The sequence below is a fragment of the Enterobacter sp. BWH64 genome, assembly GCF_001037645.1.
Lineage (GTDB): Bacteria > Pseudomonadota > Gammaproteobacteria > Enterobacterales > Enterobacteriaceae > Enterobacter > Enterobacter hormaechei_C.
On sequence record NZ_KQ089922.1, the window covers coordinates 656,516 to 670,332 of the forward strand.

Genomic DNA, 13,817 nt, shown 5'->3' on the forward strand with positions numbered 1-13,817 from the left:
TTCTCAGGCGCGTTGTTGATGGATAAAAGCCGCGAGCGTGGCAACGGAATAGAAGTGCTGACGCATCTCGTCACTTTCGGCAGAAAGCACTACGCCGTACTGATTTTTTACCGCCAGCCCCAGCTCAAGGGCGTCGATTGAGTCCAGACCGAGGCCGTCGCCAAAGAGCGCGGCGTCTGTATCAATATCCTCTGGGGTAAGTTCTTCCAGATTCAGCGTAGAGATAATGAGATTCTTAATTTCAAGATAGAGCGCTTGCATCTTTCGTTCCTGACAAAGATTGAAGACCGGTTGTTAACTGATGCTGCATATGCCGGTTTAACTGCCTTGCTGCCAGCGCGGGTTCGTGCTGACTCGCATCATAAAAATCATGAATGTTGATGCGTTCGCGAACATCCACGGTGAAAACAGGTTTGTTGGGGGGCACGTTATACCAGCTGCTCTGTTTATCCAGCATCCGTTCGCTACAGTGGATCACCACCACGCGCACGGCGCTGTTGCAGCGAACGGCGATATTCGCCGCCCCACGTTGCAGGGTCATGGCTTCCCCCACCCGGGTGCGGGTGCCTTCAGGGAAGATAAGCAGGGTATCGCCCTGGGCCAGACGCTGCTGGCTTGCGGCAAGCAGCGTGTCGGCTTCGCTGTTAATCAGATAGTCAGCCGCGCGGATCACGCCGCTGACGAACGGGTTACGCAGCAACGCGCTTTTCACCAGACAGTCGGTTTCGTTCATCACCGACGCCAGCAGAACGTAGTCCAGCAGCGAGGGATGATTCGCAATCACCAGACAGCCCCGCTCGGCGCGCAGAACGTCCAGGTTGTTGAAACGGTAATCCAGTACCCCTGCACCGCGTACCACCGCGAGGAACAGGCGAAAACTGGCAGAAATAGTGCGGCGTGCCAGGCGGCGACGTTGAGTGCGGTCGCGCTGGAAAATCAGCAGCAGGTTAAACCACACCAGCGACAGCGTCAGCCCGCCGAGGCCGAACAGGACGAAGCACAATCCGGTCATCAGCATCCGCCATACCCGATCGAGGCGGGAACGTAACCCTCTCATTGGCGCGTCCATTGCCACAGCAGGCGCTCGCCCGGCAGGATAAACTGGCGCTCGTCCCGCAGGTAATGGCGCAGGAACTGGAGGCTTTGCGGCAGCGCGGGCTCTTCAGGCGTGCGGTTGACGTGCGTTTCACAGCTGAGCGTATTTCCGGCCTCAATCACCAGCGCCAGCGCGTAGGGCCAGACGGGCATCTGCGGCGGCAGCCCGGCGTGATAAAAATCAGGCAGCAGACCGTCGAAATCCACCAGCAACACGCGGGAGTAGCCCGCATGCAGCAGGCTCAGCACGTCGCACAAGCTCTGCTGGAAGGTATCCATACCGGCGGAAACCGACGAAGAGACAACAGGCTGACGCGCGGCGATAGTGAGATTGCCGACCGCCGAGTTGTGTACCGACATGGCAAAATCGGTGGGGGAAACGGGCTGTTCTGCCGCCAGGGCCTGGAGAATACGGAAATTGCGCTCCAGCTCCCCATGACGGCTGCTGTAGACGACGGCATCGATGCGGTGTTTGCGCAGCATCATCAGGCCAAGATCGACGGCCAGCCTGCTGCCTGAATTCAGGCGGCGGGCGGTCATCATCGGCAGATCGGTCAGTTTCGCCAGCGGTGCAGCGGGATCGATGGCTTCAGACCGGCGTGACCATGCCTGCCATTCGTCGGCATCGCTGAGTCCTGGCGCTCTTGCCTGCCAGTCGATAAGGGTAAGTGTAAATTTCATCTACGCGCGTCCGCGATAAACCTGTTTCTGTGACTTTTTCTTCGCCAGCGCGATTTGCTGCGCACATCGTACAATGTTGTCGTCGCGCTGGCGAATAAACGTCACTTTTGACCCTTTCCACCCGGTTATCCCGGCAAACGGCTTTTTGGCCGACCCGGACCCAGAAGAATGGCGAGTTTACTGCCTCCTTTCGTGGTTTCCATCCAGATTTTACAGACGCTGGTGAGCGGCACGGAGAGCAGCATGCCCACCGGACCCAGCAGCCATCCCCAGATCAGTAACGATAAAAACACCACCATCGTCGACATGCCCAGACGATGGCCCATCATGCGCGGCTCGAGAATGTTACCCAGCACCATATGCACGACGAGGAACAGCGCCCCTACCAGCATGCACTCATAAAAACCGTTAAACAGGAACGCCTGGATCATCGGCGGAACGGCGGAAAGCACCGCGCCGATATTGGGTACGTAGTTTAGTAAAAAGGCCAGCACGCCCCACATCAGCGCGAACTGCACGTCCAGCAGTACCAGCCCCAGCCAGACGATCACGCCGGTCCACAGGCTTAACAGCGTTTTCAGCGCCAGATATTTGGATACGCCCTTCAGCGCGCGGTGCAAGCCGGCAATGTGGATCTGAGGATTGTTCAGGGCAAAACGCAGTTTATACGGCACGTGGCGCACTTCGAACAGCATAAACACCACCGTCATCACCAGCAGCAGAATGCTGGCCATTGCCCCGGAAAGCCCGGTCATCAACGTGGTGGCGTAGGTCATCACCTTCTCGGAATCCATCCGACGCAGCATCCGTTCCGGTGAGATATGCAGATTCACGAACGGCAACATGCGCTGAAGATCGACCAGCTTGCGCGTCAGCTCTTTATTGTACTGCGGCAGCATGGTGGAAAATTCGCTCAGCGAGGCGGCGAGCACGCCGAACAGCGCCGTCAGGACAACCAGCATCACCATCACCACAATGGTAATCGCGACCGGGCGGCTGATGCCCCGGCGTAAAAACCATGTCACCAGCGGGTTGAGCACAATGGCGAAAAACAGCGCCAGCAGAAGCTGAACAATGATATCCGCCGCCGCGTGGATACCCGCAAGGATAACCACCAGGCAGGCAAGTTTTAATAAAATATGAAGTCCGGCTTTGTCGGGCGGGCTGGCAGTCATAAGAATTCCTTTTTCCGGGGGGCGTGTTAATTGTAGTGCGCCGGATGGGCTTCGTCTGGCGTGTTAGTCTGAAAGTCGTGGCAAAAAAATGGCCTCCGGCGCAAGCGACGGAGGCCACGGCATCCTGGTGAACGATTACTGGATCACGAGGGTGTTAATGATGTTTTCAGCGGCGGTCTGCGCTTTCTGCTGATTGTCTGCCGGCAGGGTGATCTGCATGGTCAGCAGTTTATTGTCCACCTTGCCGAGCACCACGGAGGAGTAGGCGGTCTGGCCTTTGGCAGAGATGATGCTGTCCAGCTGTTGCAGCGTGTGGCCTTTCAGTTCAACAGACTTGTTGGTGACCACCTGAAGCTGCGGGTCGCGGCTGCGCTGCTGATCTTCCAGGCGTTTGGCCAGCACGCCAAGATCTTCGCTGGTATCGTCACCGACGATCACAATCACCGCTTTTTGGCCGGTGGCATCGGAATAGACGTGCATATTGTTCGCCTGGGTACCCAGCTTACCGCTCTGGTCGGTCATGTCCGCAGGCAGAGAGAAACTGAGTTTGCCATCCATCAGGCTCACCGGCTGACCGGTGGCGTTGCTTTCTGCTGACGCGCCCTGAGCAGGCGTTTTGGTGTCGCTGTTATCACAGGCTGCAAGGCCAACAACCAGCAGGCCAATCCCGACATATTTAACCAGATTGCGCATTGACTTCTTCCTTTCGATAAACGGCCATAACGGCTCATTCGTTCATCTTATCACAACTGATAAAGCGAACCCTTAACCTGCCTGCAATGCGGAGATTTCAGATTTATCTGCCAGCCTTTTCAGCAGCATATTCAACAGCACGCCGTACATCGGCAGGAAGAAAACCAGGCTGATAAGCACCTTAAAGGCGTAGTCCACCAGAGCGATTTCCATCCAGTGTTCTGCCATGAAGGCGTCCGGGCTGCGCCAGAAGGCGATGAAGAAGAAGGCCAGCGTATCGCTCACGTTACCGAACAGCGTAGAGGCCGTTGGTGCCATCCACCAGCGATGGTTTTGACGCAGGCGGTTAAACACGTGGACATCGAGGATCTGCCCCAGGGCATAAGCCATAAAGCTGGCGGTGGCAATACGCGCGACGAACAGGTTGAAGTGCGTCAGCGCTTCGAAGCCCTGCCAGCTGCCCATGTAAAACAGCGAGGAGATGGCGTAGGAGACAAACAGTGCCGGGATCATCACCGCAAAAATAATCCGCCGCGCCAGCGGTGCGCCAAAAATACGCACGGTTAAATCCGTCGCAAGGAAAATAAACGGGAAACTGAACGCGCCCCAGGTGGTATGGAAACCAAAAATGGAGATGGGGAGCTGTACCAGATAGTTACTGGAGATGATCACCAGCAGATGAAATAGCGAAAGCCAGAACAACGCCTTGACGCGCTGCGATTGTGTAAAGGAGTTCATATTGTACCTTTTTGATTAATATTTGGGGTGAGGGAACCCAATAAAGCCGCCGCATGATACTGCTTTGACGACACTTTGCAATGGCTAATTTTCACGCAATCGTTAACCTGGTTTGCATTAGCGATAGCGGGGCGTAAACTACAGCCGTTTTTACCTGAACGAGAAGAAAATGACCGACCTGTTTTCCAGCCCAGACCACACGCTTGATGCTCAGGGCCTCCGTTGCCCGGAGCCGGTAATGATGGTGCGCAAAACCGTGCGCAACATGCAGACCGGCGAAACGCTGCTGATCGTCGCTGACGACCCGGCTACCACCCGTGATATCCCCGGCTTTTGTACCTTTATGGAACATGAACTGGTGGCGCAGCAAACCGAGACCTTGCCGTACCGGTATTTGATTCGTAAGGGGTAAGTGCGGCCTGACGCCCGGCGGCGCTTCGCTTGCACGGGCCTACGGGTGTAGTAGGTCGGGTAAGGCGCAGCCGCCACCCGACAAGTACTCATCACAATTTCGAACCATCGTTTCAAAATTTCGCGCTTTTGTGAGGCGCTTCACCCTCCCTTTTCCAGCCGTAGTCTAATTTTTAAGCGTCAAAAACTAAAACACCGTTTTAACGCTTATCTCACTACCCTGGAGTTGACTCAATGAAAACGACCCTCAAGCCGTTACTGGCCGCGCTGTGCCTGTCTGCTTTTGCCTGCACCGTTTCTGCCCAGACCATCAAAGCCGCCGATGTGCATCCCGAAGGCTACCCGAACGTGGTGGCGGTTCAGCATATGGGTGAAAAACTCAAACAACAAACCGATGGCAAGCTGGAGATTAAGGTCTTCCCCGGCGGCGTGCTGGGGGATGAAAAGCAGATGATTGAGCAGGCGCAGATGGGGGCGATCGACATGATCCGCGTCTCCATGGCGCCGGTGGCTGCCATTCTGCCGGATATCGAAGTGTTTACGCTGCCCTACGTATTCCGCGATGAAGACCACATGCACAAGGTGATCGACGGGGATATCGGCAAGCAGATCGGCGACAAACTCACCGCCAACCCGAAATCGCGTCTGGTCTTCCTTGGCTGGATGGATTCCGGCACCCGTAACCTGATCACCAAAGAGCCGATCGTCAAACCGGACGATCTGAAAGGGAAGAAAATCCGCGTGCAGGGCAGCCCGGTGGCGCTGGCCACGCTGAAAGCGATGGGGGCGAACTCGGTGGCGATGGGCGTCAGCGAGGTTTACAGCGGCATGCAGACCGGGGTGATCGACGGCGCGGAGAACAACCCGCCAACCTTTATCGCCCACAACTATATGCCGGTCGCCAAAAACTACACGCTGAGCGGCCACTTCATCACCCCGGAAATGCTGCTCTATTCCAAAGTGAAATGGGACAAGCTCAGCGCTGACGAACAGCAAAAGATCCTGGCGCTGGCCCGCGAAGCGCAGTTCGAGCAGCGCAAGCTGTGGAATGCGTATAACGACCAGGCGCTGGCGAAAATGAAGGCCGGCGGGGTGCAGTTCCACGACATCGATAAAACGGTGTTTATCAAGGCGACAGAGCCGGTGCGCGCGCAGTATGGCGATAAGCATCAGGATCTGATGAAAGCCATCGCTGACGTCCAGTAAACCGGAGTACGTATGTCCGAACTCTACCTGAAGTGGATGGACCGTCTGTACCTGTTCGCCATGGCGGTGGCAGGTATTTCGCTGTTGGTGATGACGATTGTCATCCCCATCGGCATTTTTTCACGCTACGTGCTCAATCGCGGCGAATCCTGGCCGGAGCCGATCGCCATTATCTGCATGGTGACGTTTACCTTTATCGGCGCGGCGGTGAGCTACCGCGCCGGGTCGCATATTGCGGTCAACATGCTCACCGACCGCCTGCCCGCGTCGCTGCAAAGAGTGTGCGCGCGGATGGTGGATCTGCTGATGCTGCTGATTTCAGGCCTGATGTGCTGGTACAGCTACTGGCTGTGCGTCGAGCTGTGGGAGCAGCCGGTGGCGGAGTTTCCGCTTCTGACCTCCGGCGAAAGCTATCTGCCGCTACCTGTCGGGTCGGCCATTTTGATCCTGTTTGTGCTTGAACGCCTGCTGTTTGGCTCGCAGGAAAACCGTCCGGTCGTGCTGATCGGCAATCACAGTTAAGGGGTGAACAATGGATGCGTTTGTTTTGTTATTCACCCTCGCCATTTTGCTGGCGCTGGGGATGCCGGTGGCCTTCGCCGTCGGCTTAAGCGCCGTGGCGGGCGCGCTGTGGATTGACCTGCCGCTGGAGGCGCTGATGATCCAGATCACCAGCGGGGTGAATAAATTTACCCTGCTGGCGATCCCGTTCTTCATTCTTGCCGGGGCGATCATGGCGGAAGGGGGCATTGCCCGACGGCTGGTCAACTTCGCGTACGTTTTTGTCGGCTTTATTCGCGGCGGGCTGTCGCTGGTGAACATCGTGGCATCAACGTTCTTCGGCGCGATTTCCGGCTCGTCGGTGGCGGATACGGCGTCTATCGGCAGCGTGATGATCCCGGAGATGGAGAAGAAGGGCTATCCGCGCGAATACGCGGCGGCGGTGACGGCCAGCGGGTCGGTGCAGGCGATCCTGATCCCGCCCAGCCACAACTCGGTGATTTATTCCCTGGCGGCAGGGGGAACGGTTTCCATCGCCACGCTGTTTATCGCGGGCGTGCTGCCGGGCCTGCTGCTGGGCGTGAGCCTGATGGTGCTCTGCCTGTGCTTCGCCCGCAAGCGCGGCTATCCGAAGGGGGACAAAATCCCGTTCAGGCAGGCGCTGAAAATCATGCTCGATGCCCTGTGGGGGCTGATGACGGTGGTGATTATCCTCGGCGGGATCTTGTCCGGGATCTTCACGGCGACCGAATCTGCCGCCGTGGCCTGCCTGTGGGCGTTCTTCGTCACCATGTTCATTTACCGCGATTACAAGTGGAATGAACTGCCGAAGCTGATGTGTCGCACGGTGAAAACCGTCACCATCGTGATGATTTTGATTGGCTTTGCCGCGGCGTTTGGCGCGGTAATGACCTACATGCAGCTGCCGATGCGCATCACCGAATTCTTCACGTCGCTCTCCGATAACAAATACGTGATCCTCATGTACCTCAATATCATGCTGCTGTTGATTGGCACGCTAATGGACATGGCGCCGATCATCCTGATCCTGACCCCGGTACTGCTGCCGGTGACCAACTCGCTGGGGATCGATCCGGTGCATTTCGGAATGATCATGATGGTGAACCTGGGGATTGGGCTGATCACGCCGCCGGTCGGGTCGGTGCTGTTCGTGGCGAGCGCGGTGAGTAAGCAGAAGATCGAGCACGTGGTGCGGGCGATGCTGCCGTTTTACGGTATGTTGCTGGTAGTGCTGGGGATGGTGACATACATCCCGGCGATATCATTGTGGTTGCCGGGGGTGCTAGGGATGCAGTGACGCCGTTTTATGCCGGGTGGCGGCTACGCCTTACCCGGCCTACGGTTACGGTTCAGAGATGTTGTAGGCCCGGTAAGGCGTAGCCGCCACCGGGCATTTTTACCGACGGCGCAACAGCCGCAACGCGTTCGCCGTAACCAGCACCGTCGCCCCCGTATCCGCCAGTACCGCCAGCCACAGTCCGGTCATGCCGAGCAGCGTGGTGACCAGGAAAATCCCCTTCAGACCCAGCGCAATGCCGATGTTCTGCCGAATATTGGCCCGCGTCGCCCGCGCAAGATCTATCATCTGCGCCAGCCCGGTCAGGCGGTTGTGCGTCAGCGCCGCGTCGGCGGTCTCCAGCGCCACGTCGGTACCGCTGCCCATCGCAATGCCGATGGTGGAAGCCTTCATTGCCGGGGCATCGTTTATCCCGTCCCCGACCATCGCCAGCGGGGCATGACCGTTCAGCTCGGTTACCGCGCTGACTTTATCCGCAGGCAACAATCCGGCCTTAAACTCCAGCCCCAGCTCGCCGGCAATCGCCGCCGCCGCACGCGGGTTATCACCGGTCAGGATCACGCCCTGTACCCCCAGCCTGTGCAGCGCGTCGACGGCGTCTTTCGCATCGTCACGCAGGGTGTCGCGCAGCGCCAGCATGCCCATCGGTACACCGTCCTGCATCACGGCAACGACCGTCTGCCCGGCCTGCTCTAATGCCTCAACCTGTGGATTCGGGAACGCGCCTGCCGCGGCGATCAGCACTTTTTTGCCTTCGACCACAGCCTCAATCCCTGACCCGACCAGCGCTCGCTGGGCGGTTGCCGGAGGGATGGTCAGCCCGCGCCCCTTCGCTTCACGCACAATCGCCTGCGCCAGAGGGTGGGTGGAGCCCTGCTCCACGGCAGCGGCCAGCGTCAGCAGGGCGTCTTCACTGATGTCCTGCGGATACACGCCGGTCACCTGCGGCTTGCCGACGGTCAGCGTGCCGGTTTTATCGAAGGCGATGTGCTGGACCCGGCTCAGCTGTTCCAGCGCCGCGCCGCCCTTAATCAACGCCCCGCGCCGTGCCGCCGCCGCCAGCCCTGAGGTAATCGCCGCCGGGGTGGAGATCACCAGCGCACACGGACAGCCGATCAGCAGCAGCGTCAGCCCTTTGTAAATCCAGCCCTCCCACGGCGCGCCGAAGAACAGTGGCGGGACGACGGTGACCAGCAGCGCCACCAGCATGATGGCGGGGGTGTAAATCCGGCTGAAGCGGTCGATGAACCGCTCGACGGGCGCGCGGCGCTCCTCGGCCTCTTCAATCAACTTTAGGATACGGTCGATGGCGCTGTCGCCCGGTTCAGAAAGCACGGTGAGCTGCACCAGCCGATCGACGCTGGTGGCGCCCGCAGGCACCTTTTCGCCTGCCGCACGCTCCACCGGAATGGATTCCCCGGTCAGGGCGCTTTCGTCAAAGCTCGCGGTGGCGGTAACGAGGGTCCCATCGGCTGGCAGACGTCCGCCTGCGGGCACTTCAATCACGTCGCCCGGGCGCAGGGTGTTGATGGCGACTGTTTCACGTTTGCCTCCATTAACCCGCGTGGCGGTTTCCGGCTTCAGCGCCATCAGCGCGCTCACCCCTTTACGCGCCCGGCTCGCCGCCCAGCCCTCAAGGCGTTCGCCAATTAAGAACAGCAGCAGCACCATCGCCGCTTCCGCCGTCGCGCCAATAAACAGCGCGCCGATGGCCGCCACGCTCATCAGCGTTTCGATGGCAAACCAGCTGCCGCTTCTCATCAGACGCAGCGCCTGACGCGCAATCGGGAACAGGCCAACCAGCGTGGTGGCGATAAACGCCAGGTTGCCGAACGGGTGGTTGATTTGCTCCAGCCCCCAGCTCAGGGCCATCATGATGATGAGGGTGATAAGGGGCAGGTTTTCTTTCAGGGGAGAGGTTTTTTCTGCGGGCGCCGTTTCGCTGCGCAGGGTATAACCCGCTTTGCTGACGGCGGCTTCAACCTGTCTGCTGACGTCGTTTTCGGCGCTGACCAGCAGCTTTTCGGTAGCGAACAGCACCTGAACGTGGTTCACACCCGGCACCTGCTTCACTGCATTTTCCACTTTGCGGGCGCAGGCCGCGCAGTCCATGCCGTTGACCACCCAGCTGTAGTGATTGCCGTTTTCAGGCAGCGCTTCGGTCCGGGTTTCGCACGCGCCCTCGCAGCAGCAGTCCTCTTTTGGCGGAACCGGGCTGAGCTTAAGTGCCGAGAATTGGGGAACTTTTTTAGGTATTTCTGGAGTCGACATGGCAGTCTCCGGTAATGATAATTTTCTCATTAACCGCAGCATACACTCTGGAGTCGACTCCAGAGTCAAGCGTTATTTAGATATACAGCGAACGCACAATCAGGAAGTGTCCGGCAAAGTAACAGGCGGCGGAAATCGCATTATCCGCACGGAAGCGGCGGCGATAGTGGCTGCCCAGCCAGACGATATTACCCAACAGCAACAGTGCGGCACCGAAGAACGCAGACATTGCCGGAGCGGTCGGACGGAAGAACCACAGCTCGCCCGCCAGCCACACCATCACCAGCGTCATGGCGATAAACGTACAGACCGGGAGACGCATCTCTTCCAGACGCGACCAGATCACCGCGATCAGCAGGGCGCCAATCACCAGCAGCACCAGCGGCAGCGGCCAGAAGAAGGAGAGCGTCATCTGGCTGGCAAAGTAGATGGTATAGAGCAGATGCGACAGGAAGAATGCCCCCACGGCGTACAGCAGGCGCTGGCGCGGCAGCAGGGTTAAGGCATCGCCAATCAGGGAAGCACACAGCCCCGCGAGGACAAGATAGCTAACGGCGTTAAACATCGGGGCCTGCCAGGCAAGCAACAGCAGGAGTAATAGCGTGACGGGTTTAAACAACCAGCGCTGCCAGGCTGGGCCACGGTAAGACGCATCGACGTAAAGCCATGCGGAAAAACAGACAGCGATAAATGACCAAAGCATATTAACTCCCTGTAACTGTTGAGGCTGAATGATCAGTTCCTGATCCAGTGTAGTGACGCGAGCGGGCGTTTGGCAATGCCGGGGCAGGCGAGGTATCCTGAATTCCGCATAATCTGATGGGATTTTTCAATGAGCAAGATGCCGCTGTTTTTCATTATCGTGGTGGCGATTATCGTCATTGCCGCCTCGTTTCGCTTCGTGCAGCAGCGCCGCGAAAAGGCGGACAACGACGCCGCGCCGCTGATGCAAAAGCGCGTGGTGGTGACGAACAAGCGTGAGAAGCCGCTTAACGACCGCCGCTCCCGCCAGCAGCAGGTGACGCCAGCGGGCACAACGATGCGCTATGAAGCGAGCTTTAAGCCGGAAACCGGCGGGCTGGAGATGACCTTCCGCCTGGAGGCGCAGCAGTACCACCAGCTGACGGTGGGGGAGAAAGGCACGCTGAGTTACAAAGGGTCGCGGTTTGAAGGTTTTACACCTGAGCAGTAATGCCGGGCGGCACTGCGTTTGCCCGGCCTACGGGGTTACGTAGGCCCGGATCGCTGCGCGCCACCGGGCAATAGCGCACCTTACTTCTTCACCTGCGCCTTAAACTTCTTCATCCACACCAGCAGCTCAAACACGCCGAAAATAAACACCCGCAGCTGCTGCCAGCCGGTCATCGGTGGGCCATCTTTAGGCAGACCGTTTTTCAGCATCACCATCTGCAAGGCATGCATGAACGCGGTAAAAATCAGCGCCACGTTAATAAAGATATTCAGCGGACGCGGGAACGGGTGCACCAGATTCAAAATCAAAAATGCCCAGACGCCCAGCATCAGTACGCGCCCTACGTTAATCAGTACTGGCATCGGATCCTCCTTGTGCCTGACGGTGATACAGACGATAAGCCACCTGGCCGGCGACCTTCTCGCGGTGCAGATCCCAGTGAACGGGAACGGGCGGCAGGCCATTTTCCACTTCGCTTTCAACGTAAATCAGCGCGTCGTCTGCCAGCCAGCCATTTTTTTCCAGCAACGATAATGTCTCTTCCAGCAGCCCTTTACGGAACGGCGGGTCAACAAACACCACGTTGTACGGCGTCCCCTGTTGGGCGAGGAAGCTCAGCGTGTTGGTATTCACCACTTTCGCGTTGGTTGCCTTCAGCGTAGCCAGATTTTGCTGCAACGTCTGCGCGACGCCGCGCTCCATCTCCAGCAGCGTGGCGCTGGCGGCATAACGCGACAGCGCTTCCAGCCCCAATGCACCGCTTCCGGCGAAGCAGTCCAGGCAGTTGGCGTCTACCATAGACGGGGCGAGCCAGTTAAACAGCGTCTCGCGAACGCGGTCCGTGGTGGGGCGTAAACCGGGGCTGTCCGGCACCGGTAATTTCCGGCCTCGCCACTGACCGCCGATAATGCGAATTTGACCGGCCGGGGCGCGGGTGGGTTTCTTCATCTCAGGAAAGCTCTGTTAACCATTGCCCTGCGATTGCGGGCGGTGATGTCAATTAAGTAAAGTGTTAGACTATTTCATCATTTTTTTAGCTTCCCTGTATATAGCGCCGCGAGGAGTGTAGTCGCAGATGGCAAAACAAAAAAAACGTGGCTTCTTTTCCTGGTTGGGTTTCGGTGAAAAAGAGCAAGAAACAGAACAGAAAACCGAAGAACAGCAGGTTGTAGAAGAGCCGTCACAGCCTGAAACGCCTGTCGAAACCGCTGCGGTTGTCGAAGCGGAAGAGCCAGCCCACAGCAAAGAAGAGATTGAATCCTTTGCCGAAGAGGTGGTTGAGGTTACTGAACAGGTTCAGGAGAGCGAAAAACCAGAGCCGGTTATCGTTGAAACCCTTAACGAAGCGCCGCAGGCCACTATCGAACACGAAGAGCTGCCGCTGCCGGAAGAGGTGAAAGCTGAAGAGGTTTCTGCCGAAGAGTGGCAGGCCGAAGCGGAAACCGTTGAAATTGTTGAGGCGGTGGAAGAAGAAGCGGCCCTTGAGCCAGAGTTGACCGACGAAGAGCTGGAAGCCCAGGCGCTGGCGGCGGAAGCGGCTGAAGAAGCGATCATCGTCGTGCCGGTGGAAGAGCAGGCCGAAGAAGAGATCGTTCAGGAGCAGGAAAAACCGACCAAAGAAGGTTTCTTCGCGCGCCTGAAGCGCAGCCTGCTCAAAACCAAAGAAAACTTAGGTTCCGGATTTATCAGTCTGTTCCGCGGCAAAAAGATCGACGACGATCTGTTTGAGGAGCTGGAAGAGCAGCTGCTGATTGCGGACGTGGGCGTGGAAACCACCCGGAAGATCATCGCCAACCTGACCGAAGGGGCGAGCCGCAAACAGCTGCGTGACGCCGAGGCGCTGTACGGCCTGCTGAAAGACGAGATGGGTGAAATTCTCGCAAAAGTTGACGAACCGCTTAATATTGAAGGCAAAATGCCGTTTGTTATCCTGATGGTTGGCGTCAACGGCGTGGGCAAAACCACCACCATCGGCAAGCTGGCGCGCCAGTTTGAGCAGCAGGGCAAATCGGTGATGCTGGCGGCGGGCGATACCTTCCGTGCGGCAGCGGTGGAACAGCTTCAGGTGTGGGGCCAGCGCAACAATATTCCGGTTATTGCTCAGCACACCGGCGCGGATTCCGCGTCCGTGATTTTCGATGCCATCCAGGCGGCGAAGTCGCGTAACGTGGACGTGCTGATTGCGGATACCGCAGGGCGTTTGCAGAACAAATCGCACCTGATGGAAGAGCTGAAGAAAATCGTTCGCGTCATGAAGAAGCTGGACGAAGATGCACCGCATGAAATTATGCTGACTATCGATGCCAGCACCGGACAGAACGCCATCAGCCAGGCGAAACTGTTCCATGAAGCGGTAGGACTGACCGGGATCGCGCTGACCAAGCTGGACGGGACCGCGAAAGGCGGGGTGATCTTCTCCGTGGCCGACCAGTTCGGCATTCCTATCCGTTACATCGGTGTGGGCGAGCGTATTGAGGATTTACGTCCGTTTAAAGCGGACGACTTTATTGAGGCACTATTTGCCCGAGAGGACTAA

16 protein-coding genes are annotated in these 13,817 nt (G+C 58.0%); 6 read left to right on the plus strand and 10 right to left on the minus strand.

Annotation, left to right across the window (positions count from 1 at the left end):
- Positions 1-3: 3 nt before the first annotated feature.
- From SK50_RS03050 to SK50_RS03075, 6 genes are all read right to left on the minus strand, one after another.
- Positions 4-261, minus strand: coding sequence for a phosphopantetheine-binding protein (locus SK50_RS03050; protein ID WP_003861263.1), 258 nt, complete (start codon positions 259-261; stop codon positions 4-6).
- Positions 242-1,057 (minus strand): lysophospholipid acyltransferase family protein, encoded by an 816-nt coding sequence (locus SK50_RS03055; protein WP_026094337.1) that lies wholly within the window; start codon positions 1,055-1,057, stop codon positions 242-244. The genes SK50_RS03050 and SK50_RS03055 overlap by 20 nt, the downstream gene beginning before the upstream one ends.
- The gene (locus SK50_RS03060) at positions 1,054-1,776 is read right to left on the minus strand and encodes a beta-ketoacyl synthase chain length factor (protein ID WP_017693839.1); all 723 of its coding nucleotides are present in this window, start codon (positions 1,774-1,776) and stop codon (positions 1,054-1,056) included. Before SK50_RS03060 ends, SK50_RS03055 begins: the two co-directional genes overlap by 4 nt.
- A gap of 125 nt (positions 1,777-1,901) precedes the next feature.
- Positions 1,902-2,951: an AI-2E family transporter gene (locus SK50_RS03065; RefSeq protein WP_003861270.1), complete on the minus strand. Its 1,050-nt coding sequence runs from the start codon at positions 2,949-2,951 to the stop codon at positions 1,902-1,904.
- A 135-nt stretch (positions 2,952-3,086) separates the two neighbouring features.
- Positions 3,087-3,644, minus strand: coding sequence for a DcrB family lipoprotein (locus tag SK50_RS03070; protein WP_003861272.1), 558 nt, complete (start codon positions 3,642-3,644; stop codon positions 3,087-3,089).
- Positions 3,645-3,716: 72 nt separating this feature from the next.
- Complete coding sequence (locus SK50_RS03075) at positions 3,717-4,382, minus strand: 7-cyano-7-deazaguanine/7-aminomethyl-7-deazaguanine transporter (RefSeq protein ID WP_003861274.1); 666 nt, start codon at positions 4,380-4,382, stop codon at positions 3,717-3,719.
- A 169-nt stretch (positions 4,383-4,551) separates the two neighbouring features.
- On the opposite strand from SK50_RS03075, the gene tusA reads away from it, so the two are divergent.
- The 4 genes from tusA (at position 4,552) to SK50_RS03095 (ending at position 7,818) form a co-directional block, all read left to right on the plus strand.
- The gene (tusA, locus tag SK50_RS03080; protein WP_017693840.1) at positions 4,552-4,794 is read left to right on the plus strand and encodes a sulfurtransferase TusA; all 243 of its coding nucleotides are present in this window, start codon (positions 4,552-4,554) and stop codon (positions 4,792-4,794) included.
- A 233-nt stretch (positions 4,795-5,027) separates the two neighbouring features.
- A complete protein-coding gene (locus tag SK50_RS03085) occupies positions 5,028-5,999 on the plus strand; it encodes a TRAP transporter substrate-binding protein (protein ID WP_032620982.1) in 972 nt (323 codons plus the stop codon).
- Positions 6,000-6,011: 12 nt separating this feature from the next.
- Entirely contained in the window at positions 6,012-6,521 is a 510-nt protein-coding gene (locus SK50_RS03090; protein ID WP_015571482.1) for a TRAP transporter small permease, read from the plus strand.
- Positions 6,522-6,531: 10 nt separating this feature from the next.
- Positions 6,532-7,818, plus strand: coding sequence for a TRAP transporter large permease (locus SK50_RS03095; RefSeq protein ID WP_015571481.1), 1,287 nt, complete (start codon positions 6,532-6,534; stop codon positions 7,816-7,818).
- A gap of 99 nt (positions 7,819-7,917) precedes the next feature.
- Here the strand turns inward: SK50_RS03095 and zntA are convergent, their stop codons facing one another.
- Positions 7,918-10,089, minus strand: coding sequence for a Zn(II)/Cd(II)/Pb(II) translocating P-type ATPase ZntA (gene zntA / locus SK50_RS03100; RefSeq protein ID WP_045344700.1), 2,172 nt, complete (start codon positions 10,087-10,089; stop codon positions 7,918-7,920).
- Positions 10,090-10,165: 76 nt separating this feature from the next.
- The gene (locus SK50_RS03105; protein WP_003861515.1) at positions 10,166-10,792 is read right to left on the minus strand and encodes a lysoplasmalogenase; all 627 of its coding nucleotides are present in this window, start codon (positions 10,790-10,792) and stop codon (positions 10,166-10,168) included.
- A 129-nt stretch (positions 10,793-10,921) separates the two neighbouring features.
- Here SK50_RS03105 and SK50_RS03110 point away from each other — a divergent pair, with 129 nt between their 5' ends.
- Complete coding sequence (locus tag SK50_RS03110; RefSeq protein ID WP_032620984.1) at positions 10,922-11,281, plus strand: DUF2500 domain-containing protein; 360 nt, start codon at positions 10,922-10,924, stop codon at positions 11,279-11,281.
- A gap of 80 nt (positions 11,282-11,361) precedes the next feature.
- Here the strand turns inward: SK50_RS03110 and SK50_RS03115 are convergent, their stop codons facing one another.
- Together SK50_RS03115 and rsmD are read right to left on the minus strand one after the other, a co-directional pair.
- On the minus strand, positions 11,362-11,643 hold the full coding sequence (locus SK50_RS03115; protein ID WP_015571478.1) for a DUF1145 family protein: 282 nt from the start codon (positions 11,641-11,643) through the stop codon (positions 11,362-11,364).
- Positions 11,627-12,229 carry a 16S rRNA (guanine(966)-N(2))-methyltransferase gene (gene rsmD / locus SK50_RS03120; RefSeq protein WP_045344701.1) on the minus strand — a complete coding sequence of 201 codons (603 nt, stop codon included), beginning with the start codon at positions 12,227-12,229 and terminating at the stop codon, positions 11,627-11,629. The genes SK50_RS03115 and rsmD overlap by 17 nt, the downstream gene beginning before the upstream one ends.
- Positions 12,230-12,356: 127 nt before the next feature.
- Here rsmD and ftsY point away from each other — a divergent pair, with 127 nt between their 5' ends.
- On the plus strand, positions 12,357-13,817 hold the full coding sequence (gene ftsY, locus SK50_RS03125; protein WP_045344702.1) for a signal recognition particle-docking protein FtsY: 1,461 nt from the start codon (positions 12,357-12,359) through the stop codon (positions 13,815-13,817).

Bases quoted from the DNA above. Each gene is read 5' to 3' on its own strand.
- SK50_RS03055 (WP_026094337.1), bottom strand. From the start codon at position 1,057: ATGAGAGGGTTACGTTCCCGCCTCGATCGGGTATGGCGGATGCTGATG.
- SK50_RS03085 (WP_032620982.1), top strand. From the start codon at position 5,028: ATGAAAACGACCCTCAAGCCGTTACTGGCCGCGCTGTGCCTGTCTGCT.
- SK50_RS03105 (WP_003861515.1), bottom strand. From the start codon at position 10,792: ATGCTTTGGTCATTTATCGCTGTCTGTTTTTCCGCATGGCTTTACGTC.
- SK50_RS03110 (WP_032620984.1), top strand. From the start codon at position 10,922: ATGAGCAAGATGCCGCTGTTTTTCATTATCGTGGTGGCGATTATCGTC.
- zntA (WP_045344700.1), bottom strand. From the start codon at position 10,089: ATGTCGACTCCAGAAATACCTAAAAAAGTTCCCCAATTCTCGGCACTT.
- SK50_RS03070 (WP_003861272.1), bottom strand. From the start codon at position 3,644: ATGCGCAATCTGGTTAAATATGTCGGGATTGGCCTGCTGGTTGTTGGC.
- SK50_RS03060 (WP_017693839.1), bottom strand. From the start codon at position 1,776: ATGAAATTTACACTTACCCTTATCGACTGGCAGGCAAGAGCGCCAGGA.
- rsmD (WP_045344701.1), bottom strand. From the start codon at position 12,229: ATGAAGAAACCCACCCGCGCCCCGGCCGGTCAAATTCGCATTATCGGC.
- SK50_RS03050 (WP_003861263.1), bottom strand. From the start codon at position 261: ATGCAAGCGCTCTATCTTGAAATTAAGAATCTCATTATCTCTACGCTG.
- SK50_RS03095 (WP_015571481.1), top strand. From the start codon at position 6,532: ATGGATGCGTTTGTTTTGTTATTCACCCTCGCCATTTTGCTGGCGCTG.
- tusA (WP_017693840.1), top strand. From the start codon at position 4,552: ATGACCGACCTGTTTTCCAGCCCAGACCACACGCTTGATGCTCAGGGC.
- ftsY (WP_045344702.1), top strand. From the start codon at position 12,357: ATGGCAAAACAAAAAAAACGTGGCTTCTTTTCCTGGTTGGGTTTCGGT.
- SK50_RS03075 (WP_003861274.1), bottom strand. From the start codon at position 4,382: ATGAACTCCTTTACACAATCGCAGCGCGTCAAGGCGTTGTTCTGGCTT.
- SK50_RS03090 (WP_015571482.1), top strand. From the start codon at position 6,012: ATGTCCGAACTCTACCTGAAGTGGATGGACCGTCTGTACCTGTTCGCC.
- SK50_RS03115 (WP_015571478.1), bottom strand. From the start codon at position 11,643: ATGCCAGTACTGATTAACGTAGGGCGCGTACTGATGCTGGGCGTCTGG.
- SK50_RS03065 (WP_003861270.1), bottom strand. From the start codon at position 2,951: ATGACTGCCAGCCCGCCCGACAAAGCCGGACTTCATATTTTATTAAAA.